General features: G+C 74.0%; 26 protein-coding genes and 1 riboswitch. Of the genes, 11 read left to right on the forward strand and 15 right to left on the reverse strand.

The genetic code is table 11. From position 1 onward, the window contains the following. Position 1: 1 nt before the first annotated feature. On the reverse strand, positions 2-529 hold the full coding sequence (locus BX266_RS18425) for an NUDIX domain-containing protein (protein ID WP_099901228.1): 528 nt from the start codon (positions 527-529) through the stop codon (positions 2-4). Positions 530-892: 363 nt separating this feature from the next. Here BX266_RS18425 and BX266_RS18430 point away from each other — a divergent pair, with 363 nt between their 5' ends. Both BX266_RS18430 and BX266_RS18435 read left to right on the forward strand, forming a co-directional pair. Beyond that, positions 893-1,702, forward strand: coding sequence for an IclR family transcriptional regulator (locus tag BX266_RS18430; RefSeq protein WP_180290528.1), 810 nt, complete (start codon positions 893-895; stop codon positions 1,700-1,702). Positions 1,703-1,918: 216 nt separating this feature from the next. Next, on the forward strand, positions 1,919-2,347 hold the full coding sequence (locus BX266_RS18435) for an SsgA family sporulation/cell division regulator (protein ID WP_099901230.1): 429 nt from the start codon (positions 1,919-1,921) through the stop codon (positions 2,345-2,347). A gap of 81 nt (positions 2,348-2,428) precedes the next feature. Here the strand turns inward: BX266_RS18435 and BX266_RS18440 are convergent, their stop codons facing one another. Continuing rightward, positions 2,429-2,803 carry a phage holin family protein gene (locus BX266_RS18440; RefSeq protein ID WP_099901232.1) on the reverse strand — a complete coding sequence of 125 codons (375 nt, stop codon included), beginning with the start codon at positions 2,801-2,803 and terminating at the stop codon, positions 2,429-2,431. Positions 2,804-2,907: 104 nt separating this feature from the next. On the opposite strand from BX266_RS18440, the gene BX266_RS18445 reads away from it, so the two are divergent. The 3 genes from BX266_RS18445 to BX266_RS18455 all read left to right on the forward strand — a co-directional run bounded on the left by BX266_RS18445 (position 2,908) and on the right by BX266_RS18455 (position 4,282). Further along, on the forward strand, positions 2,908-3,225 hold the full coding sequence (locus BX266_RS18445; protein ID WP_099901234.1) for a cupin domain-containing protein: 318 nt from the start codon (positions 2,908-2,910) through the stop codon (positions 3,223-3,225). Positions 3,226-3,260: 35 nt separating this feature from the next. Next, the gene (gene tenA, locus BX266_RS18450; RefSeq protein WP_099901236.1) at positions 3,261-3,917 is read left to right on the forward strand and encodes a thiaminase II; all 657 of its coding nucleotides are present in this window, start codon (positions 3,261-3,263) and stop codon (positions 3,915-3,917) included. Between the two features lie 164 nt (positions 3,918-4,081). Continuing rightward, positions 4,082-4,282: a DUF5326 family protein gene (locus BX266_RS18455; protein ID WP_099901238.1), complete on the forward strand. Its 201-nt coding sequence runs from the start codon at positions 4,082-4,084 to the stop codon at positions 4,280-4,282. Here BX266_RS18455 and BX266_RS18460 read toward each other — a convergent pair. From BX266_RS18460 to BX266_RS18490, 7 genes are all read right to left on the reverse strand, one after another. Then, positions 4,279-5,169 (reverse strand): NAD(P)-dependent oxidoreductase, encoded by an 891-nt coding sequence (locus BX266_RS18460; protein WP_099901240.1) that lies wholly within the window; start codon positions 5,167-5,169, stop codon positions 4,279-4,281. The genes BX266_RS18455 and BX266_RS18460 overlap by 4 nt on opposite strands. 38 nt (positions 5,170-5,207) lie before the next feature. Continuing rightward, on the reverse strand, positions 5,208-6,263 hold the full coding sequence (locus BX266_RS18465) for a cytochrome P450 (protein WP_099901242.1): 1,056 nt from the start codon (positions 6,261-6,263) through the stop codon (positions 5,208-5,210). Next, the gene (locus BX266_RS18470; protein WP_099901244.1) at positions 6,260-7,735 is read right to left on the reverse strand and encodes a class I adenylate-forming enzyme family protein; all 1,476 of its coding nucleotides are present in this window, start codon (positions 7,733-7,735) and stop codon (positions 6,260-6,262) included. The genes BX266_RS18465 and BX266_RS18470 overlap by 4 nt, the downstream gene beginning before the upstream one ends. A 31-nt stretch (positions 7,736-7,766) precedes the next feature. Beyond that, positions 7,767-8,507: a glycosyltransferase family A protein gene (locus tag BX266_RS18475; RefSeq protein ID WP_099901246.1), complete on the reverse strand. Its 741-nt coding sequence runs from the start codon at positions 8,505-8,507 to the stop codon at positions 7,767-7,769. Next, on the reverse strand, positions 8,504-9,511 hold the full coding sequence (locus BX266_RS18480) for a 3-oxoacyl-ACP synthase III family protein (protein WP_099901248.1): 1,008 nt from the start codon (positions 9,509-9,511) through the stop codon (positions 8,504-8,506). The genes BX266_RS18475 and BX266_RS18480 overlap by 4 nt, the downstream gene beginning before the upstream one ends. 117 nt (positions 9,512-9,628) lie before the next feature. After that, a complete protein-coding gene (locus tag BX266_RS18485; RefSeq protein WP_099901250.1) occupies positions 9,629-11,107 on the reverse strand; it encodes a flotillin family protein in 1,479 nt (492 codons plus the stop codon). Between the two features lie 188 nt (positions 11,108-11,295). After that, the gene (locus BX266_RS18490) at positions 11,296-11,496 is read right to left on the reverse strand and encodes a hypothetical protein (RefSeq protein ID WP_099908022.1); all 201 of its coding nucleotides are present in this window, start codon (positions 11,494-11,496) and stop codon (positions 11,296-11,298) included. Positions 11,497-11,642: 146 nt separating this feature from the next. Next, a riboswitch (TPP riboswitch) is annotated at positions 11,643-11,776 on the forward strand. Here BX266_RS18490 and thiC point away from each other — a divergent pair. The 3 genes from thiC to BX266_RS18510 all read left to right on the forward strand — a co-directional run bounded on the left by thiC (position 11,773) and on the right by BX266_RS18510 (position 15,494). After that, positions 11,773-13,563, forward strand: a complete 1,791-nt coding sequence (gene thiC / locus BX266_RS18495; RefSeq protein ID WP_099908024.1) for a phosphomethylpyrimidine synthase ThiC — start codon at positions 11,773-11,775, stop codon at positions 13,561-13,563. It overlaps the preceding riboswitch by 4 nt. Before the next feature lie 561 nt (positions 13,564-14,124). Then, a complete protein-coding gene (locus BX266_RS18505) occupies positions 14,125-14,526 on the forward strand; it encodes a hypothetical protein (protein WP_143686956.1) in 402 nt (133 codons plus the stop codon). A 125-nt stretch (positions 14,527-14,651) separates the two neighbouring features. Further along, positions 14,652-15,494: a hypothetical protein gene (locus BX266_RS18510; RefSeq protein ID WP_099901254.1), complete on the forward strand. Its 843-nt coding sequence runs from the start codon at positions 14,652-14,654 to the stop codon at positions 15,492-15,494. 13 nt (positions 15,495-15,507) lie between these two features. On the opposite strand, the gene BX266_RS18515 is transcribed toward BX266_RS18510, so the two are convergent. Continuing rightward, complete coding sequence (locus BX266_RS18515) at positions 15,508-15,708, reverse strand: hypothetical protein (protein ID WP_099901256.1); 201 nt, start codon at positions 15,706-15,708, stop codon at positions 15,508-15,510. Continuing rightward, positions 15,705-16,229 (reverse strand): carboxymuconolactone decarboxylase family protein, encoded by a 525-nt coding sequence (locus BX266_RS18520; RefSeq protein ID WP_099901258.1) that lies wholly within the window; start codon positions 16,227-16,229, stop codon positions 15,705-15,707. Before BX266_RS18520 ends, BX266_RS18515 begins: the two co-directional genes overlap by 4 nt. A 95-nt stretch (positions 16,230-16,324) precedes the next feature. Here BX266_RS18520 and BX266_RS18525 point away from each other — a divergent pair, with 95 nt between their 5' ends. Then, complete coding sequence (locus tag BX266_RS18525) at positions 16,325-16,900, forward strand: TetR/AcrR family transcriptional regulator (protein WP_099901260.1); 576 nt, start codon at positions 16,325-16,327, stop codon at positions 16,898-16,900. 84 nt (positions 16,901-16,984) lie between these two features. Further along, positions 16,985-18,199 carry a M20 family metallopeptidase gene (locus BX266_RS18530; RefSeq protein ID WP_099901262.1) on the forward strand — a complete coding sequence of 405 codons (1,215 nt, stop codon included), beginning with the start codon at positions 16,985-16,987 and terminating at the stop codon, positions 18,197-18,199. A 66-nt stretch (positions 18,200-18,265) separates the two neighbouring features. Here BX266_RS18530 and BX266_RS18535 read toward each other — a convergent pair whose 3' ends face one another. Further along, positions 18,266-19,261, reverse strand: coding sequence for an Lrp/AsnC family transcriptional regulator (locus tag BX266_RS18535; RefSeq protein WP_099901264.1), 996 nt, complete (start codon positions 19,259-19,261; stop codon positions 18,266-18,268). A 148-nt stretch (positions 19,262-19,409) separates the two neighbouring features. On the opposite strand from BX266_RS18535, the gene BX266_RS18540 reads away from it, so the two are divergent. Further along, positions 19,410-20,813, forward strand: a complete 1,404-nt coding sequence (locus tag BX266_RS18540) for an MFS transporter (RefSeq protein WP_180290529.1) — start codon at positions 19,410-19,412, stop codon at positions 20,811-20,813. A 7-nt stretch (positions 20,814-20,820) separates the two neighbouring features. Here the strand turns inward: BX266_RS18540 and BX266_RS18545 are convergent, their stop codons facing one another. The 3 genes from BX266_RS18545 to BX266_RS18555 all read right to left on the reverse strand — a co-directional run bounded on the left by BX266_RS18545 (position 20,821) and on the right by BX266_RS18555 (position 24,557). Continuing rightward, positions 20,821-21,951, reverse strand: a complete 1,131-nt coding sequence (locus BX266_RS18545; protein ID WP_180290530.1) for a hypothetical protein — start codon at positions 21,949-21,951, stop codon at positions 20,821-20,823. A gap of 152 nt (positions 21,952-22,103) precedes the next feature. Then, positions 22,104-23,252, reverse strand: a complete 1,149-nt coding sequence (locus BX266_RS18550) for a metallophosphoesterase (protein WP_099901268.1) — start codon at positions 23,250-23,252, stop codon at positions 22,104-22,106. 147 nt (positions 23,253-23,399) lie between these two features. Next, complete coding sequence (locus BX266_RS18555) at positions 23,400-24,557, reverse strand: LacI family DNA-binding transcriptional regulator (protein ID WP_099901270.1); 1,158 nt, start codon at positions 24,555-24,557, stop codon at positions 23,400-23,402. Between the last annotated feature and the right edge of the window lie 258 nt (positions 24,558-24,815).

Consider the following 24,815-nt stretch of genomic DNA (forward strand, 5'->3'; position numbering starts at 1 on the left):
GTCAGCCGAGGTCCTCGGCGAGCAGGGCGCGGACGCCCTCGATGTTGGCGGCGAGGTAGGCACGGAGGCTGGGAGGGACCACGTTGACCGAGGTGACGCCTTCGCGGGTGAACGGCACCCGGACGATCGCGTACTCGCCGTTGGGCTGCTCCACCTCGGGCCCGTGCCGGCGGGACGGGTCGAGCGAGGCGAGCCGGCAGACGAAGAAGTGCTGCACCTTGACGCCGTGCGGGTGCGCCGGGGTGCCGTCCTCGTGGTGCGCGTGCGCGACGGTGTCGACGAAGGCGGGCACCACGTCGGTGACCTTGCCGCCGAGCTCCTCGTCCACCTCGCGGTGCAGGGCGGCGACCACGGTGGCATCGGTGGGCTCGACGCCGCCGCCGGGGGTGATCCAGTACGGGTGCGGGGAGCCGGGGCGGACCCGGCGGATCAGCACCAGCGAGGCGGGGGCGTGCGGGTCGTCCGGGTCGATCTCCAGCAGGATCGCGCGGGCGGTGCGTTTGACGACAGGACGGACCGGGCCCGACATGACTGCCACCTCCGGGGCGCGAGCGTTGTGCGGGAGTCTCCCGCGCACGGGCCGGAGTGAAACTCGCACACAGGGACGAATGGGGGGAACCTGTTCCGCCGTACGGGTGCCACGGCATGCCCGGGTGTGTCACGCGGTGGTGATGGACACACCCGCTATGGATCTTCGATTCGCCCGAACCGGCCAGGTGACGCCTCGTAAGATGCGCCACTACCTCAGCGACTACCTTCGAAACGAAGGTGATTTGCCCGATGTGTGCGTCATTGTGATTGCAGGGATGCCCGGCCTGTGCTGCAATGTCCGCCTGCCGGGCCGATTCGGAGCAGCCTCCTCCGAATGCCTTTTCGGGCCCGGGGGATGGGGATGAGCATGCACCGGATCGGGGAACCAGCCGGCAGGGGGAACGCCGCGGCCGCCGGCGGCATACGCGCGCCGCGCGCACCCACCCTGATCACCTCGGTGCAGCGCGCGCTGCGGCTGCTGGAGGAGGTCGGCTCGCACGTCCACGGCGCCACCGCCAAACAGCTGGCCCGCTCCGCCGGGCTCCCCCTCGGCACCACCTACCACCTGCTGCGCACCCTGACCCACGAGGGCTACCTGCGGCGCGACGGCGGCCGGTTCTACTACGGCGCCTCGGTGGACGGGATCAGCCGCGCCGACACCCGGCAGTCCGAACACGTCGACCTGCGCAGCCGGATGGAGGAGCTGCGCGACGAACTCGGCGCCGCCGTCTACTACGCCGTGTACGAGGACGGCGAGGTCCGGATGGTCGACGTGGTCTCGGCGGCCGCGCAGCCCCCGGTCGAGGAGTGGGCCGACTTCCGGTCCACCGCCCACGCGCACGCCGTCGGACTCTGCCTGCTCTCCCAACTCGGCCAGGAGGAACGGCTCGACCACCTGTCCCGGTACCGCCCCACCGCCCTCACCCCGTCCACGTCCGGCGACGTGCGCGCGGTGCTGCGCCGGCTGGAGCACGTCCGGCCGACCATGCCGGTGCTGGAGCGCCAGGAGTACGCGCTCGGCACGGTCTGCGCGGCGGTGCCGATCACCGTCGGGTCCGTGGTCGCCACCATGGCGATCTCCCTGCCACTGGAGCACGCCGACCGGCTCGGCCCGGCCGCGGCCCGGCTCCGCTCCCTGGTGGGTGCGATGTTTCCGGCGTTCGTGAGGTGATTCCGTGTGGCGTTCGTTCACCATTTGAAAAAGCACACCTTGTCCGCATCGTTGCCAAACATGGACGATGAGGTTCGAACGGGGACTCAGGGGACAAAGGCACCGCGAACCGACGAACCGACGACGGAACGACAGCCAACCGACAGCGAACCGAATGCCCGACCGCACCGCGCGACCCTCGGCGCGCACGGCGGGCAGAACGAGAGGTACTGGCGCATGCACAGCACGGTCCAAGCCCACATGGCGATGCACCTCGTGGTGTCGAGCGAGCTCTCCTTCCGCATCGTGGTCGACCTGGACTACGACGGCGACGATCCGTTCGCCGTCCGCTTCACCTTCCACCTGCCTGGGGACGAGCCGGTGACCTGGGTGTTCGCCCGCGAGCTGCTGGTAGACGGGATCAGCCGCCCGTCCGGCGAGGGCGACGTGCACATCCATCCGGTCGGCGACGACCTCTCCGAGGTCTGCATCGTGCTGCGCGCCCCCGAGGGCGACGCCCTGCTGCGGGCCGCCGCCCCGCCGCTGCTGGCCTTCCTCGCCCGCACCGACCGGGTGGTGCCGATGGGCCAGGAGCTGGCCGGCGGCGAGCTCGACGAGGAGCTGGCCAGCATCCTGTCCGCCACCGGGCACGAGAACGCGGGCTGACCCCGGCGTTCGAACGCGCCGGGATCGGCCCGGGCTGCCGACCGGCCGTCAGGCGGCCACGGAGCGCCGTCCGGTGGCTGGTCAGTCGTCGCCGAAGGCGAGGTTGAGGCCCCAGGACACCACGCTGATGATCAGTGCGCCGAGCAGCGCCGACCAGAAGCCCTCCACGTGGAAGTCCAGGCTCAGCTTGTCCGAGGCCCACGAGGTCAGCCAGAGCATCAGGGCGTTGACCACGAAGGTGATCAGGCCCAGCGTGAGAATGAACAGCGGCAGCGACAACAGCTTCACCAGCGGCTTGATCAGGAAGTTGACCACGCCGAAGATCAGCGCCACCGCGATCACCGTGAGCGTCTTGTGCCCCCAGTCGTCCCCCGACAGCGTGATCCCGGTGACGATCCAGGCCGCGACCCAGATCGCCGCCGCGTTGATGAGCGTTTTGATCACGAAATTCTTCATGCGCGGATGGTGACAGGCGCGGACGGCTGCGGGGAAGCTCCCGGGACGCTGTTGTCGGGCGGTGCTGTTGAATGGGGCCGGACCGGGAGAGGAGCCGAGCCCCGATGAAGCTGTTCCGGCTGGACGAACTGGACGCCGAGCGCGCCGCCGGCGACGGCGCCTACCTGCGCTTCCTGAAGCAGCCGACGATGTCGGCCGGCCTGTACGCGCTCTCCCCCGGCGACACCGACCCGCAGACCCCGCACGCCCAGGACGAGATCTACCTGGTGGTCAGCGGGCGGGCCGAGCTGACCGTCGGCCGGGAGACCGCCACCGTCGGCCGCGGCAGCGTGGTCTTCGTCCCCGCCGGGGTCGAGCACCGCTTCCACCACATCACCGAGGAACTGCGGGTCCTGGTGGTCTTCTCCCCGCCGGAGGACTGACCGTGGCGCCCGCACCCGTCCAGGAGGGACACCCCGTGAAGCTCACCGACGAACTGTGGGCGGCCGCCGAGCCGACCTACCGCCGGATCCTCGACCACCCCTTCCTGCTCGGGCTCGCCGACGGCACCCTCCCCCGGGCCGCGTTCCGCCCCTTCGTGGTCCAGGACTCGCACTACCTGCGCGACTACGCCCGGGCGCTCGCCGTGTGCGCCGCCAAGGCCCCCACCGAGGACCAGGTGCTGGCCTTCGCCAACGACGCGATCGGCGCGATCGCCGCCGAGCAGCAGATGCACGCCGAATTCATGACCGCGCTCGGCGAGGACCCGGACGCGGACCAGGGCGTGCTGCCCACCACCCGGGCCTACACCAGCTACCTGCTGGCCACCGTTCACGGCGGCTCCTTCGCCGAGGCGGTCGGCGCCGTGCTGCCCTGCTACTGGATCTACGCCCGGGTCGGCGAGGAACTGGCCCGCCGCTCCTCCCCCGAGCCGCTGTACGCCAAGTGGATCGGCGCCTACGGCGGGGCGGAGTTCCAGCAGGTGGTCCGGCGCGTCCTGGACCTCACCGACCGGCTCGGCGACGAGCTGTCGGCGACCGAACGGCGGCGCGTGGTCGAGCACTTCACCACCACCGCGCGCTACGAGTGGATGTTCTGGGACGCCGCCTGGCGCGGCGAGACCTGGCCGGTCTGAGGGTTCCCCCGGGCTGCTGCTCAGGGACGGATCTCCGGGTTCTCTCCGGGCCGGGAGCCCTCGATTCGGCTCTCCGGCCCGCCTACGATCGAAGTGTCGAGATCGAGGGAGCGGGAACGCAGCCGGAAACACCGGCACCGACCCCGAGGGGAGAAGGTACGGACATGGCCGAGTTCTGGAAGTCGCTGCCCTCGTGGGTGCGCAACATCGTCGTTCCGATCATCGCGATCGTGGTCGTCTGGAAGATCTTCTGGGCAGTCGTCGGTGCGGTGCTCGGCGTGGTCAGCTTCGCGATCAACATCCTGGTCCTGGTCGGCATCGCCGCCGCCGTGGTGATCCTGGTCAAGAAGGCGGCCAAGAGCTAGGCCCGCCCCAGCGCGCCGAGGTAGTCGTCGAGGTCCCGGCCCGGGGTGAAGCCCCGGAGCCGGGACCTCGTCGTGTCCAGCACCACCGGCCGGGCCAGCTGGTCCAGCGCGTACCGGGTGACGCCCTCGCGGCGGCCCACCGCGAGGGCGGCCAGCCGGTGGGGGAGGTGCAGCAGCCGGGCGTCGTTGCCGTGCGCGGCCAGCACCGCACGCAGCGCCGCGTCCCGGCGGTACGGGTGGGCGTCGGTGACGTTGTAGGCGCCGGGCGGCCAGTGCACGGCCAGCAGGCAGGCCTCGGCCAGGTTCTCGACCGCGGTCAGGCTCAACTCCACGTCCCGGCCCGGCAGTGCGAGCAGGCCGCGGCGCACCGAGGCCAGCAGCCGGGGCACCAGGTGCGGATCGCCCGGCCCGTAGACCGCGCGCGGGCGCAGCACCACCGCGCCCGCCGCCAGGGCCAGCCGGTCGGCCGCCGCCTTGGTCCGTCCGTAGGTGTTCAAGTGGCCGTCGGCGGTGGGGTGTTCCTCGGTTACCCGGGACCGGTCCGGGCGCGGATCGTAGACGCTCGCGCTGCTCACGAACACGAACGGCCGGCCGCCCGCCGCCGCCAGCAGCCGGGCGGTCGCCTCGACGTTGACGACCCGTTGGGTGCGTTCCAGCGGCGAGCCCGGCGGGTGGTCGCCGACCGCCGCCGCGCAGTGCACCACCGCGTCGGCGGCGGACAGGTCCGGGACGTCCGGGGCGGTGGCGTCCCAGGGCAGGTGCTCGCCGTACCGGGCGGGGCGGCGGCCGAGCGCGAGCACCCGGAACCCCAGCGCGGTGGCCCGGGCGGCCACCTGCGCGCCGCAGAAGCCGGTGGCGCCGGTCAGGGCGATGGTCGGCGGGGGCACGGGACGGCTCCTTCGGCTCGGTGGTGCGCGGCTGCGGGTCAGCGCGCGGAGGGGGCGGCTTCCCGGGCCCGGATCAGGCAGCGACGGTAGGACGGCAGCGCGCCGGCCGGGTCCGGTACGGTGCGCAGCACCCGGGGCCGGTGCGGGGCCAGCACGGCGAGCAGGTCGGCGAGTTGGGTGCGGGCCAGGGCGGCGCCCGGGCAGGTGTGCGGGCCCAGGCCGAACGGGGCCCGGGCGGCCAGCGGGTGGTCGGCGGTGTCGCGGTGCGCCTGGGCGGCATGACGGGCGATCAGCAGCAGCCGGTCGCCCCGGCGGATCCGGTGGCCGAGCACGGTCGCGTCGGCGGCCGCGGCGCGCGGCAGCACCGGCGAGGGGGCGGTCCGGCGGAGGAGTTCGGCGGCCAGCGCGGGGGCGTCCGCGGCAGCGTCGTCCCACAGTCCGGCGCGGGAGCACCAGGCGACCGCGCGCGGCAGCGCGGCGAGCGTGGTGTTGACGGCCGCGACGGCGAGCATCGCCTCCTGCGGGTCGGGCAGCAGCCGGGCCAGCCGGGCCGCGGCGGCCCGGGCCCGCCGCTGTGCGCCCGGCCTCGGCAGCAGGCTCGGCAGGTGGGTGCGGGCCGTCGCGGCGGCGACCCGCTCGGCGGCGACGGCCAGCTCGACGGGGTCGGCCGCGCTGCCGGTCAGCGCCGCGGCGGTGGTCCCGGCCAGCCGGCGGACCACCGGGACCAGGTCGACCGGGCCGGTCAGGTCGCCGAGCTCGTCGGCGAGCAACTGCTGCCACCGGGGCCGCAGTTCGGCGACGCCCTCGCTGCCCAGCCGGTGCGCCAGCGCGCGGCGGGAGGCGCGGTGCTCCGGCCCGGCCTGGTCGAACAGCAGCGTGCCGCCGGTGAGGCGGGCGGCGGTGCCGCCGGTGGTGTGCTCGGCGGTGCGGTCGAGCGGGACCCGGGTGAGGATCTGCCGGTACGCGTCGGGGTGGTGGACCAGGACGGTCCGGCCCAGCCGGAGCACCGGCCGGTGGCGGGTGGCGGCGAGCAGCGCGAACAGCACCGGGTGGCTGCGCAGGTAGACGGCGCGGTCGGCGCGGCGGGCGGTCACCGGGCGCTCCCCGTACCGGTGTCGGCGAGCAGGTGGGCGCAGTAGCGGGCGGCGGCGGCGCGGTCCGGTTTGCGGGAGCGGCCGGCCAGCGGGACGGGGCCGAGCAGCAGCGCGTCGGGGCGGGCGGCGCCCATCCGGGCCAGCGGGTCGCGCAGCGCGGTGCGCAGCCGGTGGTGGTCGGCGCCGGCCCGGGGCTGGACCAGCGCGACCAGCCGCTCGTCGCCGTCCGGGGCGGGTACGCCCACCAGGACGGCGAGTTCGACCTCCGGCAGGTGCAGCGAGGGCTCGTACAGGCCCGGGTAGATGTTCTCGGCGCGGCGCAGCACCATGTCCTTGAGCCGGCCGGCCAGCACGATCCGCCCGTCCGGGGCGAGTTCGGCCCGGTCGCCGGTGCGCACCCACGGGTCGGGGTCCTCACCGAGGTAGCGGTCGCGGGCCGACGGCGCGGAGAGCAGCAGCTCGCCGTCCGCGCCGAGCCGGGTGCGGACGCCCGGCAGCGGGTGTCCGAGCAGGTCGCCAGGGCCGCGGTGGGCGCTCTTCTCGCGTTCCTCGACGGCCGCGGCGGGGAACAGTTCGGTCAGCGCGTACACCCCCCACGCCTCGGTCGCGCCCGCTTCCCTGGCCCGGCGCAGCAGCGCGGCGTCGGCCGGGGCGGAGCCCGTCCAGACCCGGCCGGTGAGCCTGGTCAGCGGCCGGAGCCGAGGTGGCGTCAGGTACGTCTCGTCCGGGGCGAGCCGGTCGATCTGCCGCTGCAGGAGGCGGCTGCGACGGGCCGGCAGGGCGACCGTCGCCCCGGCGGCCAGCGCCGGGACCAGCACGAAAGTGGTGCCGCCCAGCACGGTCCCGCCCGGGCGGGGCCGGACCAGCGAGTCCACCGCCCGCATGCCCGCGGTCAGCGAGGCCCGGGTGTGCACCACGCCGCGCGGCGCGGAGGTGGTCCCCGAGGTGAACACGATCACCGCGTCGCCGTCCCCTTCGTACGGCGGCGGGGGCGGCCCCGGGTGCTCGCCGAGGGCGCGGGCGCACCCCGGGTGCCGGCGGCCGACGGTGGCCACCGGCCCGAGCGTGTGCAGCGGCGGCAGCTCCAGGTGCGCGCGGCGGGCCAGCGGCCGGGCCCAGCCCGCCACCGCCTGGGCGGCGGCGTCGGCGAGGACCAGCGCGGGCGGCGCGAGCGCCAGGCGGGCGCGCAGCACGTCCGGCCCCGCGGACGGGTCGAGCACCGCCGTCCGCAGCCCCAGCCGGTGGGCGGCCAGCAGCACGGCCAGCGCCCGCGGGCCGGGCCGGACGGCGACGCCCAGGGTGTCGCCGGGCCGCAGGCCGTGCCGGTGGTGCAGGACGGCGGCGTACCGGTCGGCGAGGTCCGCCAGGTCGGCGCAGCGGGCCAGCACCCGGGCCGAGCCGCTGCGGGTGCTGCCGAGCAGGGCGGGGCGGGAGCCGCCCTCGCGCAGGGTGCGGGCGAGCTGGTCGAGCACGGAATGCTCCTCTCTCGACGGTCGTCGACCGTCAGCGGACGTCGACGCCGCGGTGGCCCGCACCGCGTTCCAGGTACCAGCGCGCGGTGCCGCGCAGGCCGTAGGCGCGGATCCGGCGGGTGGAGTTCTGCACCACCATGTCGCGGCGGTGGACGATCGCGGTGGACTGCCGGCGGATCTGGTTGATGAACGCCCGGTCGGTCGGGGACGGGCGGCGCGGCATGCCGCCGCAGTCGAGGTACAGATCGGCGGTGATCGCCATGTTGTTGCCGGCGTGCATCCGGTAGGGCGTCAGATAGCCGTGCCGGCGCCGGTGCGCCGGCCGGATCCGGCCGAAGAGCGCGCCGAGGGCGACCAGCACCCGGAAGACCGCCCGCCCGACCGGCCCGTGTTCGTCGTGCCGGGCGGTGACCTTGCCGCAGACCAGCCCGCCGGACGCGAGCATCCCGGCGCGCGCGGCGGCGCTCCAGCCCGGCTCGGGCAGGCAGTCGGCGTCGGTGCGGGCCAGCAGCCGGGCGCCGTGGTCGATGGCGTAGCGGAACCCGGTGTCGATCGCGCTGCCCACCCCCTTCTCCGGTTCGACCAGCAACTCCACCGGGAACGGGGCGTGTTCGGCGAAGGCCAGCACCCGGTCGGGGGTGGCGTCGGTGGAGCCGTTGTCGACCACCAGCAGGGTGAAGTCGCGGTCGCGCTGCGCGGCGAGGGCGCGCAGCGTGCCGTCGATCCGGGCCGCCTCCTGGTACGCGGGGACGACCACCCAGAGCTCGGTCACGACTTCTCCCAGACCATCGTCATCAGGCTGACCCCGCCGCCCAGTCCGACCATCAGCACCTTCTCGCCGGGCGTCAACTCCGGCATGATCCGGTCGAGTTGGACGCCTATCGTGGCGGAGGCGAGATTGCCCAGCTCGGGCACGGTGACCACCAGCTTGTCGGCCGGGACGCCGGTCAGCTCCACGAAGCGCTCCAGGTACGGCAGCGTCACCTGGTGCACCAGCACCCGCGCGTAGGCGTCCCAGCCGAGGCCGGTGCGGGCGGCCACCCTGGTCAGGATGTCGGCGCCGATCTTCTCGAACACACCGCGCAACTCCTTCCCGCCGCCGCGGAAATAACTCCACTCGTCGCCCCGCGGGTGCCGCGATCCGCCACCCGGGATGCCGCCCACCTCCCAGTGCTCGGACGCCGTCTCGGTCTCCACGTCGAGGATGCCGCCGCGCTCGACCGGCTCCACCAGCACGGCCGCGCCGCCGTCGCCGAAGGTGTAGCCGGCGAAGCCCGCACGGAACTCGGCGAGACCGGACGGGTCGCGGCGCATCGCCCGGCTCGGCGTCTCCCCCGTGACCACCAGCGCCCGCCGGGCCCGGCCCGCCAGGATCATCGCCCGGGCGGTGTCGATGCCGTTCAGGAAGCTGTTGCAGGCGTTGGAGACGTCCAGGGCGTGCGCGCGGGAGCCGAGTTCGGCCTGCACGAGGTGCGCGGTCGCGGGTTCGCAGACGTCCCGGGACGCGGAGGCGAACACCAGCAGGTCGACGTCGGCGGGGTCGAGGCCGCGGGCCGTCAGGGCCCGGCGGGCCGCCGCCAGGGCGAGCGTCGAGGGGTGTTCGTCCGGGCCGGCGAAACGGCGGGTGCGGATGCCGGTGGCCTTCTCGAACATGCCGTCGGGCAGCGGGAGACGGGCGCCGGCCGCGATCTCCTGCTGCAACTCGGCGGAGGTGACGGTCTGTTGGGGGAGCGAGGAGCCGACAGCGGTGATCCCGATGCGAGGCAGCATGTCCATGGGTCGATGCTGACGGTGCGGGGGGCGCGGTGGCGTGAGTACGGGTACTCAGCCGGGACGGGAAGTTCTCCCCGGGCGGCCTCCGCGCGCCCCGGCCGGGGCGCGCGGAGGCGGGCGTCACTGCGCTTCGGCCTGGATCGGGATGACCTGGGCGGGGGCCGGCTCGGCCGGGGCCTTCGCGGGTTCGGCCGGGGTCATGGAGTTGAGGAGCTGACGGGCGAGGCCGAGGCCGGTGCCGCCCATGGTGAGGGCCTTGGCGAACATCTCGGACATGCCCTCGGCGCCGTTCAGCAGCACCATGTGCTCGACGTTGCCGAAGGCGTCGGCGCCGGCGCGGACGATGGCGGGCCAGTTCTCGGCGAGCTGCTGGGCGACGACCGCTTCCTGGTTCTCGGCGAGCGCCGCGGCCCTAGCCTTGATGCCCTCGGCCTCGGCAAGACCCTGGGCGCGGGTGGCCTCGGCCTCGGCCAGACCCTTGGCCCGGGCCGCTTCGGCCTCCGCGAGGCCCTTCGCGGCCTCGGCGGCGGCCTGCGCCTCACCGGTGGCGCGGGTGGCCTCGGCGGCGGCCAGACCGCGGGCCCGAGTGGCCTCGGCCTCCGCGGCGGCGGCGACCTTGACCCGGTTGGCCTCGGCGGCGGTCTTCAGGTCCGTCTCGCGGGACAGCGCCTCGGCGGCGGAGATCCGGGCGTCGCGGTCGGCCTCGGCCTTGGTCCGGGTCTCGTAGGCGCGGGCGTCGGCGGGCTTGCGGACGTCGGCCTGCAGCTGCTGCTCCTTGCGGTGCGCCTCCAGCTCGGCGACCTTGGTCTCCTGGACCACGACCTCCTGCCGGGCGGCCGCCTGGGCGAGCGGTCCGGCCTGCAGCGCGCGGGCCGCGGCGGTGTCCATCTCGGCCTGGTAACCGGCCTGCTGAATACCGGAGTTGCGGGTCGCCTCGGCCTTGCGGGCGAACGCCTCCTGCTCGGCTTCGGTGGCCCGGCGGTCGGCCTCGGCGGCCGCGATGCGGGCGTCGCGCTGAACGGCGGCGGCGTGCGGGGCGGCCAGGTTGGTGATGTACCCGGTGGGGTCCAGGATCTCCTGGATCTGCAGCGAGTCGATGATCAGGCCGAGCTTCTCCATCTCGATGCCGGACGCGGAGCGGGTCTCACCGGTGAGGCGCTCGCGGTCGCGGATCATGTCCTCGACGGTCAACCCGCCGACGATGGAACGCAGGTGGCCGGCGAACACGTTGTGCACCCGCTGGCCCATCATCTTCTGCTGGTCCAGGAAGCGGCGGGCGGCGTTCGCGATGGACACCGGGTCGTCGCCGACCTTGAAGATGACAACGCCCTTGACGTGCACCGGAATACCCTGCGACGTCACGCACTCGACGTCCAGCGCGGCCTCGTTCAGGTCCAGCGACAGCCGGCGCACCACCTGGACGCCCGGCACCACCAGGGTTCCCCGTCCGGTGACCACCCGGAAGCCCAGGCCCTCGCCGTGCTTCGAACCCGAGATGACCAGCGCCTCATTGGGCTCGGCCACCCGCCACATGAGCTTGAACAGCACGATCAGTGCGACGAGGCCTCCGACGGCTCCGCCGACAATGCCGATCAGCATCGGCAATCTCCCCCTTCAGGGCACACCGGTCCCGTGGCTGCGCTTCGGTCGTGCAGGATGGCGCGGAACCCGGTGGCAGCCCGCATTCTGCGCCTGTCGTGATCGCGGGGGAAGAGGCCGCACCCGTGGGCCCTGTCACCGTCTCGAAACAGTTGCGGCGGTGTCTTTGTCCGTGTGCTGACGGACGGTCAGAGCGGCGCGACGTAGACCGTGCGCGGCGGCTGGTACTCGACCACGACCACCATCGAGCCCGACTCCAGCGGCTCCCCCGGGACGGCCAGGTACGCCAGGAAGGCCTCGGTGCCCATGCGCTGCGGGACGTGCACCATCACCTCGCCGACCAGCCCCGCGCCGATCCGCCCCGTCACCCGCCCCGTCAGTCCGATCATCCGGGCCATTCTCCCACCTCCGGCGAGGGGTGAACAGGTCCGGGGCGCGCGGGAGTTGCACCTCCGGCGCACGGCCGGCCGGCGGGTGCGCCCTGGACCGGGACGGGCCGGTGCCCTACGGTGAGCTCCGAACGCAGGCGCAAACGCCTGCGCGGAACGGGAGCTCGGAGCACCGGGCTGAGAGGGCGCTGAAGGTACGCGGGTCCGCGTACCACCTGCTGCGCCGACCGCAGGAACCTGACCGGGTAATGCCGGCGTAGGGAGTTGAAGGTCCGCATGACCGTTACCGATCAGCACAGCTCTGCCCAGGAGCCGGCCGGCGCCACCGCCACCGGCTACCCCACCCCCGCCTGGCGCAAGGCCTACCGCCAGGGCAGCCGCCCCGACCTGCGGGTTCCCTACCGCGAGGTCGACCTGACCAACGGCCGCACCGTCCCGCTGTACGACACCTCCGGCCCGTACACCGACCCCTCCCAGCCCACCGACGTCCGGCGCGGACTGCCCGCGCTGCGCGACCCCTGGATCCGCCAGCGCGGCGACGTCGAGGAGTACGACGGCCGCGAGGCCCGCCCCGAGGACGACGGGATCAAGCACACCTCCCCGCGCGGCGGCGACCTGCGCAACCTGGACGCCGTCTTCCCCGGCCGGCCGCGCCGCCCGCTGCGCGCCCGCGACGGCGTCGCCGTCACCCAACTCGCCTACGCCAAGCGGGGCGTGATCACCCCCGAGATGGAGTTCGTCGCCCTCCGGGAAGGCCTGGAGCCGGAGTTCGTGCGCGAGCAGGTGGCGCGCGGCCGCGCCGTCATCCCGGTCAACGTGAACCACCCCGAGGTGGAGCCGGCCGTCATCGGCACCGACTTCCTGGTGAAGATCAACGCCAACATCGGCAACTCCGCCGTCACCTCCTCCATCGAGGAGGAGGTGGAGAAGATGACCTGGGCCACCCGCTGGGGCGCCGACACCGTCATGGACCTCTCCACCGGCCGCAACATCCACACCACCCGCGAGTGGATCCTGCGCAACTCCCCCGTCCCGATCGGCACCGTCCCGCTCTACCAGGCGCTGGAGAAGGTCGACGGCCGGGCCGAGGAACTCAGCTGGGAGGTCTACCGCGACACCGTCGTCGAACAGTGCGAACAGGGCGTCGACTACATGACCGTGCACGCCGGCGTGCTGCTGCGGTACGTCCCGCTCACCGCCCGCCGCAAGACCGGCATCGTCTCCCGCGGCGGCTCCATCATGGCGGCCTGGTGCCTGGCGCACCACCAGGAGAACTTCCTCTACACGCACTTCGAGGAACTCTGCGACCTGCTGCGCGCCTACGACGTCACCTTCTCGCTCGGCGACGGCCTGCGCCCCGGCTCCATCGCCGACGCCAACGACGAGGCCCAGTTCGCCGAACTCACCACCCTCGGCGAGCTCGGCCGGATCGCCCGGGCCAAGGACGTCCAGGTCATGATCGAAGGCCCCGGGCACGTCCCGATGCACAAGATCCGCGAGAACATGGACCTGCAGAAGGAGATCTGCGACGAGGCCCCGTTCTACACGCTCGGCCCGCTGACCACCGACGTCGCGCCCGGCTACGACCACATCACCTCCGGGATCGGCGCCGCGATGATCGCCTGGTGGGGCACCGCGATGCTCTGCTACGTCACCCCCAAGGAACACCTGGGCCTCCCCAACCGCGACGACGTCAAGACCGGCGTCATCACCTACAAGATCGCCGCCCACGCCGCCGACCTCGCCAAGGGCCACCCCGGGGCACAGGCCTGGGACGACGCCCTCTCCGACGCGCGCTTCGAATTCCGCTGGGAGGACCAGTTCAACCTGGCCCTCGACCCGGAGACCGCCCGCGAGTTCCATGACGAGACCCTCCCTGCCGAACCCGCCAAGACCGCCCACTTCTGCTCCATGTGCGGGCCCAAGTTCTGCTCGATGAAGATCAGCCAGCAGATCCGCGACGAACACGGCGGCGAAGCCGAACAGGCCGCCCTGGCCGGCATGGCCGAGAAGTCCGCCGAATTCGCCGCCCACGGCAACCGCGTCTACCTCCCCCTGACCGACTGACCGGCCCCCAGACCGCGCTGCCCCGGAGGACGGAGGGGGTCTTCCGGGGCAGCGCTTCCGGCTGCGCCGATGTCGGCGGCGCCTGACCCCCTGCCCGCCGACGAATGACCGTGGGTGGGAGGGAAACCTCCTGGGCGTGCTGGGGCGGGTGGCGGGTTGATCGAGCTCGGTACCGGGGAGCGTCGGCGAGCCGGGGGAGCGAGCGGAAGACCGTCAGTGTCATCGCGGTGTTGAAAGCCGTGTCCAGTGCGCTGCTCGCCGAGCCGGCGTCGCTGAAGATCCTCGCCGAGACCGACTGACGGGGGGCAGAGGAGGGCCGCCCCCCGGCGTCCGTTCGGCGCAGTGTCCGCGAGTCGGGTGTGGTGCGACCGGCCCTGCACGGTTTCCTGATGGAGGGAAACTCGTTCGTAGGGAGACGGATCGATGACTGATCAGCAGCCGCCCGGCCAGCCCCCTGCAGGTGGACAGGCGGGTCCGCCCCCGGGGTGGGGGCAGCAGCCGCCGGCTCCTCCCAAGCGCCGCTTCGGTCGAGGTGTTCTCGTGGGTTGCCTGAGTGCCTTCGTGCTGCTCATCGTGATCATTGTGATCGTCGTGGTGGCTGTCAGCGGGAGCGACAAGAAGACTCCGACCAGTCCCACCTCTACTGGCAGCGGCGTGCAGTCGACCGGTGGAGCCCATCCGCCGGAAGCGGACGTGTCGATCAGTTCCTGTGCGGTGGACCCGACCACGTCCTTCCCCAGTGCCCAGCTGGAGATCACCAATCACAGCTCCAAGGCTTCGGACTACAGCATCGCGGTGGAGTTCGTCGATGCGAACGGGACGCGAGTGGCTGAGGGAGCGGCGCTGGAGACCCATGTCGCACCGGGGCAGAAGGTGGTGGACACCGCCGGGGGCACCGCCCAGGTGAGTGGGAAGGTCACCTGCAAGGTGACCTCGGTGAACCGGATCTCCGCAGTGGGGTGACCTGTGGGCAGGCGGGGCCGGTGTCGGCCGAGCTGCGGGTGGGGGTGGGGTCTGGGAGAGTCGGAGGGTGTGTCCCAGGTCACAGGTCCGAGGAGGGGGGCGGTGGCGGTGCCGTTCCTGGTCGTATGAGGCGGGATGAGCTGCGGGCTGAGGGGGCCGGGCCGTTCACCACGCGGGTGAGTTGGGGGTTGCCGGGCGGGGGGAGGGCGGTGTGGGAGTCGCGGCCCGCGCGGCGGCGCGGGGTGATGGCGGTTCACCCGGCGGGGGCGGGAGCGGCGCGCCGGGCCAGTGCGGACGACACGTCGGTGGCCCGGTTGCGGCGGCTCAACGCGATCGCGGCGACCGCGTTCGTGCTCGGCGGGGCGCTGTTCGCGGCGGGCGCCGCGTTCGCCCTGTTCGGCTCGGGCGATGCGACCACGAGTGCGGCGATCTACTTCGCCGGCGGGCTGTGCTTCAACACCGGCGGGTACGTGTCGCTGCTGCAGGTGGTGAATGCGCCCCGCCACGTTCCGGGCGGCGAGGGCGGGTTGGTGACCCGGCGTTGGCGGTGGTGGAGCTACGAGCCGCTGCGGGTGGACTGGCTGGCGGCGTTCGTGCTGTTCGCGGGGACGCTGGTGTTCGGCGTCGACCTGCTGGACTCGTTCCTGCAGGGTCTGAGCGTGCAGCAGGTCAACCGGCTGATCTGGGCGCCGGACGTGATCGGGTGCGTGCTGTTCCTGATCTCGGGGCACCTGGGCTTCGTGGAGATCTGCCACGGGAGGCCGCGGGTGCTGGCGCGGGAGCTCGGCTGGTGGATCGTGGCGGTCAACCAGTTGGGTTCGGTGCTGTTCATGGTCTCGGCGATCGCCGCCTTCACCAAGCCCTCCACGGGGAGCCTGGTCAATGCGGACATCGCCAACTGGGGGACCGTCACCGGTGCGCTGTGCTTCTCCGCCGGTGGAGTGCTGCAGTACTTCGAACGGCCGTAGCGCCGGGCGGCGGTCAGTCCTGGTAGGTGAGGCGCTGGACGGCCGGGGCGGAGACCACCTGGACGCTGCCGGTGCCGGGGAGGCGGAGGTGGGCGAAGCCGCCTTCCAGGGCGAAGGCGGTGTCGGTGGCGCGGTCGACGGGGGTGCCGGTGGCGTCCAGGACGGTGTAGCCGGGGCGGAGTTCGACGGTGCCGCGGCGGAACTGGGGGGTCATGCCTGGACCTCCGGGAAGTCGAGGGTGGGCTGCGCCAGGTGGTTGAAGTAGTTGGAGAGCGTGTTGAGCGCGATGTGGGCGGTGGTCTCGGCGAGTTCGGCGTCGGTGACGCCGGCTGCGCGGGCGGCGGCCAGTTCCCGGTCGGAGACCCGGCCGCGGCTGTGCAGGATCCGGTCGGCCAGGCGGAGGATCGCGTCGGCATGCGGGTCGGTGTCGTCGGCGGCCTTCCGGGTGCGGGCCAGCTGCTCGTCGGTGAGGCCGAGCAGGCGGCGGCCGCGCAGGGTGTGGGCGCTGACGCAGTAGGTGCACTCGTTGTGCTGGGCGATCAGCAGGGCGAGCTGTTCGCGCACCTTCGGGGTGAGCACGCCGTTGCCCAGGTGCTCGTGCAGGGCGAGGTAACCGCCCAGGGCGGCGGGCGAGTTGGCGAGGGTGGCGTACAGGTTGGGGAGGCGGCCGAGGCGGGCGCGGGTGCGCTCCAACAGGCCGTCGGGATCCTCGGTGAGCAGTGGCAGGCGCGGCATGACCCCTCCAGATGGTACCGATCGGTTCCGTTCTGACGAGAGAGACGGTACCGATCAGTACCGAAATTCGTCAACCACCCGCTACGCTGGGGGACATGGCCACCCACGCACGCGCCCGCCTGCTCGACACCGCCGAGCAGCTCTTCTACGCCGAGGGCATCCGCGCCGTCGGCGTGGAGCGGATCCTCGCCGAGTCCGGCGTCGGCCGGGCCTCCTTCTACCGGCACTTCCCCGGCAAGGACGAGCTGGTCGTCGCCGTCCTCACCCGCCGCGACCAGAACTGGCGGGACTGGCTCGCCGCCCGGGTGGCCGAGCACGGCGGACGCCCGCTGAACCTCTTCGACGCCCTCGCCGAACGCTTCGCCCGCGCCGACTTCCGCGGCTGCGCCTTCATCAACACCATGGTCGAGACCGCCGACCCGGACAGCCCCGCGCACCAGGTCGCCGCCGCGCACAAACGCGAGGTCACCCGGTACGTGGCCGGCCTGCTCGAAGCCGACGGGCGCCCCGCCGCGGACGCCGCCGACCTGGCCCGACGGCTGGTCCTGCTGATGGACGGGGCGATCGTCACCGCCCTGCGCGAAGGCGGCACCGCCCCCGCCGCCGAGGCCAGGGACGTGGCCGCCGCGCTGCTGACCAATCCGTGCGCGGCGCCCGCCGACGACGCCTGATCCGTGCGCCGCGGCGGCCCGGGCCCCCGCCGGGGCGAGGATGCGGGAGACCGTCCGCTCCCCGTCCACCCAGGAGGCGCTCCCATGTCGGCCGACGTTCACCCCGGACTCGAAGGCCTGCGCGACGCGGCCGCCGCGCTGCGACCCGAACTCGTCGAGCTCCGCCGCGCACTGCACCGCGACCCCGAGATCGGCCTCGACCTGCCCCGCACCCGGGCCAAGGTGCTCGCCGCCCTCGACGGCCTCCCGCTGGAGATCACCCTCGGCAAGGCCCTGTCCTCCGTCACGGCGGTGCTCCGCGGCGGCCGCCCCGGACCGGCGGTGCTGCTGCGCGCCGACCTGGACGCCCTGCCCGTGCAGGAGAACAGCGGCCTGCCGTACGCCTCCGAGGTGCCCGGCGCGATGCACGCCTGCGGGCACGACCTGCACACCGCGGCGCTGGTCGGCGCGGCCCGGCTGCTCGCCGAGCGGCGCGAACACCTGGCCGGGAGCGTGGTGTTCATGTTCCAGCCCGGCGAGGAGGGCGACGGCGGAGCGGCCCTGATGGTCGAGGAGGGCGTGCTGGACGCCGCGGGGGAGCGGGTGGCCGCCGCGTACGCGCTGCACGTCGGCGCCTCGCTGCTGCCCGCCGGGTACGTCGCCGGCCGCCCGGGCCCGATCATGGCCGCCTCCGACACCCTGCGGGTCACGGTGCGCGGCCGCGGCGGCCACGGCTCCATGCCGCACCTCGCCGTCGACCCGGTGCCGGTGGCCTGCGAGGCCGTGCTGGCACTGCAGACCATGGTCACCCGGCGGTTCGACGCCTTCGACCCGGTGGTGCTGACGGTGGGGACCTTCCACGCCGGCACCGCGGAGAACGTCATCCCGGACGAGGCGGCCTTCGGCGCGACCGTCCGCTCCTTCTCGCCCGCCGCCCGGCAGTCGGTGCTCGCCGAGGTCGTCCGGGTGGCGGAGGGCATCGGCGCCGCCCACGGCTGCCAGGTGGACGCGGTGATCGAGCACGGCTACCCGGTGACCGTCAACGACCCGGCGGAGGCCGAGTACGCCGAACGGACGGCCCGTCAACTGCTCGGCCAGGAAAGCTACATCGAGATGCCCAGGCCGCTGGCCGGCTCCGAGGACTTCGGCGTCCTCGCCGAGCACGTCCCCGCCGCCTACGTGATGTTCGGCGCCTGCCCGGCGGACGCCGACCCCTTCACCGCCCCGTACAACCACTCGGCGGAGGCCCGCTTCGACGACGGTGTCCTGGGCGACGCGGCGGCGCTGCTGGCCGCGCTGGCCCTCGGCAAGGTCTCGTAGCGGCTGCCCTGGCGGACCCCCGCCGTTGCGCCCCCCTGAGCCCCCGGAGGCCCCGAGCCCCGGGGGCTACGGCTGGATCGGGACGTAGCCGGTGCGGCGGCCGTCGGGGGTGAGGAGGTGGCCGACGAGTTTGGGGGTGCGGAGGGTGAGGTGGCGGTTGAGGACGCGGACGGCGGGGTGGTGGTGGGCGAGGTCCTGCTCGATGCGCCGCAGGTCCGGGAGTTGAGGGGTGATCAGGTAGAGGGCGAGGTTGGCGGGGCCGACGGTGACGGCGCACATCCGGGTCTGCGGGAGGGCGGCGAGGCGTTTGGCCGCCTCGGGGAGGGTCGCGGGCGGGACGTCCAGCCAGAGCATCGCGCCGACCGGGTTGCCGGTGACCCGGGGCGAGGCGTCGCAGCGCAGCACCGCCCGGCCGCTCTCGCGGAGTTCGGCGAGCCGGCGGCGGACGGTGGTGGCGGGCAGGCCGGTGCGGGCGGAGAGTTCGGCGTAGGGCATCCGGCCGTCCGCGCCGAGGGCCTGGATCAGCGCGAGGTCCTCCTCGATCCGGCGGTCGGTGACCGGCCCGTGCGGGTGGCCCGGAGGTGCGGCGATCGCGCGGCGCTGGTCGGCGTCCAGCGCTCCGTTGCTGAACCGGCTGCCTTCCACCAGGGTCCGTTCGATCAGCGTGGTCCGGGTGCGCAGCACCCCGGGGACGGCGCCCAGCCGGTCGAGCAGGTAGGCGGTCAGCGCGGGGTGGTCGTAGGCGGCGACGGTGAGCAGCAGGTCGGCGTCGCCGGTGACGAGCTCGATGCTGGCGGTCTGCGGGTGCCGGGCGAGGGCGTCGGCGACCCGCGCGACCCGGTCCGCGGGACAGTCGACCTGGACGAGGGCGGTGAGGCCGCGGCCGATCCGGTCGGCGGACGGGTAGCAGGTGACCCAGGCGTCGCCGTCGGCGGTCAGCCGGGACCAGCGGCGGGACAGCGTGGCGGGGTCGACGCCGAGCGGGGCGGCCAGTCGGGACCAGGGGGCTCGCGGGTCGACGCGGAGGGCGTCGACCAGGGCCAGGTCCAGCTCGTCGATCATGGCTGATCCTTGCGCGGGGTCGGCCGCAGGAACGGATTCGTGCGCGGGGGTGCTTGGGGCCCCCAGGTTAGTCATTCTTTCCGCCACCCCACCGACCGCGGCGGCCCCCACCGGCCGCGGTTCCCTCCGGACCCCCACGGAACCGCCGATGACCGCCACCCTGGCACCCTCCGACCGCCTCGCCCGCCCGGCCGGGTCCGCCGTCGCGCTGCTCGCGCTGGTGGAGCTCGCCAGCGGCGTGCTGCAGGGCGGCTTCCCGATCCTGCTGCCCCGGCTCGGCGAGCACCTGGACCTGCGGGCCTCCGACCTGAGCCTGGCCCTCGGCGTGGAGTTCCTGGTGTCGGGCGTCGCGGTGCCGCTGACCTCGCGGCTGGGCGACCTGTACGGGCACCGCAGGCTGCTGCGGGCCACCGTGCTGCTCACCCTGCTCGGCTTCGCGGTGACGGCGCTGGCCCCAGACCTGCCGGTGCTGCTGGCGGGGCGGGCGCTGTCCGGGTTCCTGGCGTGCTGGCTGCCGCTGGAGTTCGCGATCCTGCGCGACCGGCTCGGCGAGGAGCGCGGCGGCCGCGCGGTGGGCCCGCTGGTGGGGTCGCTGACGGTGGGTTCGACGCTGGGCGCGCTGGCGGTGGGCGGCCTGGGCGCGGACCCGGCGGCCACCCGCCCGCTGCTGTGGGCGCTGGCGGTGCTGCCGGTGCTGGCGCTGCCGGTGGTGTGGTGGCTGGTGCCGGAGTCCGCGACCCGGGCCGCGGGCCGGATCGACTGGACGGGCGCGGGCCTGCTGTCACTGGGCCTGACGCTGCTGCTGTCCGGCCTGGGCGCGAGCGGGGTGCTGCCGGTCGCGGTGACGCTGCCGCTGCTGGTGGCGGGCGTGCTGCTGCTCGCACTGTTCGTCCGTCAGGAGCTGCGCACCGCCGAGCCGATGGTGGACGTGCTGCTGCTGGCCCGCCGGGCGACCGCCCCGGTGTTCGGGCTGAGCTTCCTGCTGGGCTGCGCGCTGTACGGCGCGCAGGGCCCGACGCTGGCGTTCGAGGCGGCGAAGCCCGCGGAGACCGGCTACGGGCTGGGCGCGGTGCCGCTGATGCTGGGCCTGCTGGTGCTGCCGCAGACCGCGGCGGCGACGCTGGGCGCGCTGACGGCGCACCGCCTGGCGAAGCGGCAGGACGAGGCGCGGGTGCTCGGGTTCGGCTTCGCGCTGTGCGCCACCGGCTACGGGGTGATCGCGCTGGGGCACGCGGCGGCCTGGCAGTTCGTGCTGGGCGGGGCGCTGGCGGGCTGCGGGGCGGGGCTGGGGCTGAGCCTGCTGCCGGCGCTGCTGATGCGACGGCTGCCGGCCGACCAGACCGGGATCGGCACGGGCGTGTACAACACGTTGAAGTCGCTGGCGGGTGCGGCGGCGGGCGTGCTGGCGGCGGCGGTGCTGGACCACCTGGTGCTGCGTCAGGGAGTGCCGTCGGAGGGCGCGTACACGCTGGTGTGGGCGGCCTGCTCGGTGGCGTGTGCGCTGGGCGTGCCGGTGGCGCTCGCGCTCCGGGCCGGGCGGGGCCGCAGCTGACGGCGGGTCAGACCTCGTCGGGCCCGGTGAAGTCGGGGCTGTCGTGCCCGGGCCGGGTGAAGCCGGGGCCGTCGGGGCGGGGGTTGCCGTCCTCGTCGGTGAGGCCCTCGGGCCCGGGGCCGGTGAAGTCCGGGCTGGACCAGTCGGGGCTGTCGTGGTCGGGGCTGCTGAAGCCGGGGCGGCGCGGGGTGCGGCCCTCGGCGGGGCTGGTGAAGTCGGGCGGGGTCCAGCCGGGGGTGTGGCCCTCGGTGCGGGGCCGGCCCTGCGGGTCGGTGAGGCGCTCCGGGCCGGGGCTGGTGAAGCCCGGTCCGTCGGGGCGGGGACGGCCCCGGTCGTCGGTGAGGCCCTCGGGGCCGGGACTGGTGAAGTCGGGGGAGGAGTAGCCGGGGCCGCTGAACTCGGCGTGCCGCGGGTGGCGGCCCTGCGGGTCGGTGAGGCCCTCCGCGCCGGGGCTGCTGAAGCCGGGGCTGGAGTAGGTGGCACGGCTGTAGCCGGGGCTGTGCAGGTCGGGCGGGGCGGTCCGGGCCCGCGGGACCTGGGCGGCCGGGGCGGCGCCGAGGTTGGCGTGCAGCCAGGGCAGCAGGGCGCGTTCGCGCAGCGCGGCCTGCCAGGCGGCGCGTGCCTCGGCGAGGTCGGCGTGCTGCTGCGGGTCGGCCCGGTCGGGGGCGGCGGCGTCGCGCAGCGCGGTGAGGACCAGCCCGGCGCCGCCGATCAGCAACGCGGCCGCGGCGACGGCCAGGGCGACGACGCCGGCGGTGACGGTGGACCGGCCGAGGGCCAGGTCGGGCGCGGCGGCGCGGAGCAGCCAGCCGAGCAGCAGCAGGATCAGGCCGGCCGCGCCGGCCAGCACGGGGGTGAGCACGGTGAGGACCGGGAAGACGCCGGGCCCGGCCGGCGGGGCGCCGTCGGGGCGTTCGGCGAGCGCGGTGCGCAGCGCCAGGTAGTGCTCGTACTCGGCCGCGGCGGGCGCGGCGACGGTGTCGGCGTCCGCGAGCGCCTTGGTGTGCAGCTGTTCGGCGGTGAGGTGCTCGCCCGGGGCGGCCAGGGCCTGCCGGACGGAGGGGTCGCGCAAGGCTTCGTCGAGCAGCCGCGCGTATTCGGCGCGGTCCTCGGCGAGCAGGCGCGGGGGGTTGCTCATGGGTACCCCGTTCCGCGAGGTCGACGGAGGTCAGTGGCCTCGATGGTAGGGGTGCGCGGGAGCGCGCCGACAGCCTCTTTCCGGAACTTCAGTCTGCTCAGTTCCCTTGCGCTGCTGTGCAGTTGTTCCGTGCGCGGGGCGCGCGACCGGTGTCAGTTCAGTGGCAGCCGGGCGACCAGCAGGCGGCCTTCCATGGTCACGCCGCCGTCCATCGCGATGGCCAGCTCGTCGGCGTAGATGTACGGGCCGGGGACGTGCGGCGGGGTGCCGTCCTCGGGCTGGTCGCCGGTCAGGTAGGGGATGGGGCTGTGGCCGTGCACCACCCGGTAGCCGCCGTAGACGCCCAGCAGCTCCTGGGCGGCCATCGTGCCGGCCTGGCCGCGGAAGGCGAACCGCTTGGTGAACTTGCGGAACGCGTCCCACCATTCGTCGATGCCCTCGTCGGCGAGCAGGGCGTGCACGGCGTCGTTGACGTCGGCGATGGTCTCGCCGTACTCGAGGTACGCCGTGGTGTCGGAGTGCAGCAGCAGGTGACCGTCCTCCAGGGCCATCGCGGGCAGTCGGGAGAGCCAGCTGATGTGGTGCGGCTGCAGGCGCTCCAGGTCGTGCTGCTGGCCGCCGTTGAGCCGCCAGGCGGCGAGGAAGGAGGCGGTGCCGGCGGTGGACTGGACGGCCTCGTCGCCGTAGCGGGCGGCGCCGAGGAAGAGCAGTTCGTGATTGCCCATCAGGGCGCGGCAGTAGCCGCCGGCCGAGGCGGCCTCGGCGGCGAGCTGCATGACCAGGTCGATGACGCCGATGCCGTCGGGGCCGCGGTCGGTGAAGTCGCCGAGGAACCAGATCCGGGAGCGGCCGGCCGACCAGTGGCCCTCGGCGTCGATCAGGCCCTGCTGGTGCAGGGCGGCGAGCAGCTCGTCGAGGTACCCGTGCACGTCGCCGATGACGAACAGCGGGCCGGGGCCCTCGCCGGGCTCCGGCTGCGGGTACGGGAAGTGCACCTCGACCGGCGCGGCGTCGATCGGCGGGCCGAGTTCGATGGTCGGCGGGTCCTCGTGGGCGACCGCGCCGGTGGGGGCGTAGTGGCCGGGCACGTGGCCCGCCCCGTCGCCGAACTGGCCTGCGGGGGCCCAGTGCTGCTCCAGGTAGCGGGCGCCGCCGAAGGTGCTGTGGGTCTCCTCGTACGGGTAGCCGGCGGGCCCGGCCGGCTCGAACCAGGATCCTTGCGGGAGCACGTCGAGGTCCTGGCGGGGGCGGGGGCCCGAGTGCGGGTGCTCGGGTTCGCGGAAGAGGTCCTCGGGTGTCATTCGCCCATCATAGGAAGCGCACTCTCCCGGCGTCCTCACCTGGTCGGTATCCGATTTCCGTCGGCCCGCCGGCCGGCCGGTCCGCCGCCCGGTCTGCCCCGGTCTGGGATGGTCCAGACCAGTGGCGGGGGCGGGACGGCGGACGGCTCACTCCTCGCCCGGCGGGCGGGGCGGGCTGACCGTGGTGCGCGGGGTGCGGCGCTGCGAGGAGGCCCGGACGATCAGTTCGGTCGGCATCAGCGTGCCGGGCGGCGGCCCCGACCCGGCGGTGCGGTAGCGCGGCGGAAACAGCCGGCCGGGGGCCGCGCCGGAGCCGGCGTCGACTCCTTCGATCGCGTCGATCAGCAGGTTGACCACGGTGGTGCCGATCCGACGGGGTTTCAGCGACAGCGTGGTGATGGGCGGTTCGGTGTTGGCGTACACGTCGGACTCGCTGCAGCAGACCAGCAGCAGGTCGTCCGGGACCCGCAGACCGTAGCGGCGGGCGGCGGCCAGCAGGTCGGTGCCGTTCGGGTCGAACAGGCCGTACACCGCGTCCGGGCGGTCCGGGCGGGCCAGCAGCCGGTCGGCGGCGACCGCCCCGGCGGCCGGGTCGTGCGCCGGGTACGCCTCGTACACCGGCTCCTGGCCGACCCGGTCGCACCAGGCGAGGTACGCCTCGGTGGAGAGCCGGGTGTAGGTGTCGGTGGAGGTGCCGGTGAGCAGGCCGATCCGGCGGGCGCCGGCCGCGCTGAGGTGTTCCAGGATGTTCAGCACGGCGGCCTCGTGGTCGTTGTCGACCCAGGCGGTGACCGGGCAGTTGCCCGGTTTGCCGTCGGAGACCACCGGCACCCCGGACCGGTACAGCTCGGTGACCAGCGGGTCCTGGTCGGGCGGGTCGATCACCACCGTCCCGTCCAGTGCGATGTTGCTCCACACGTCGTGCCGGGACGAGGCGGGCAGCACCACCAGGGCGTAGCCGCGGCCCAGGGCGGCGCTGGTGGCGGCCCGCGCCATCTCGGCGAAGTAGGCGAACTCGGTGAAGGTGAACGGCTCCTCGCCGTACGTGGTGACGGTCAGGCCGATCAGGCCGGACCGCCCCGTGCGCAGGGTTCGGGCGGCCGCGGACGGCCGGTACCCGAGGCGCTCGGCGACCTCGCGGACCCGGCTGCGGGTCTCGTCGGGAAGCCGGCCCTTGCCGTTCAGGGCGTCCGAGACCGTGGTGATGGACACTCCGGCGGCCGCCGCGACGTCCCGGATGCCGGCCCGCTCCAGGCGCCGTGATGCGGTGGCTCGGCGACCGTTCTGATTGGCTGCTGCTGTCATGGCGGACCGATCGTATGGCTCATGACGGCGTTCTGTGACCGGTTCGCTACAGGAAGCAGGAGATACGTTTCTCCATGAACAGCTCCGGTGCGACCCCTTCGATAGCTGCGGTTTTCCAGCTCGGATACCTCTGACATGTGCCAAAGGAACCCGGCAGAATGGCTGTTCTGCACCCGTAACCCGGACGAGCATCTCACCCTCACGGGTGAGGGCGGTCGGTATCGTTCACGGCACCCGACCGGGGGCGGAACGGCGCCA

It is taken from the genome of Streptomyces sp. TLI_171, from assembly GCF_003610255.1.
GTDB lineage: Bacteria > Actinomycetota > Actinomycetes > Streptomycetales > Streptomycetaceae > Kitasatospora.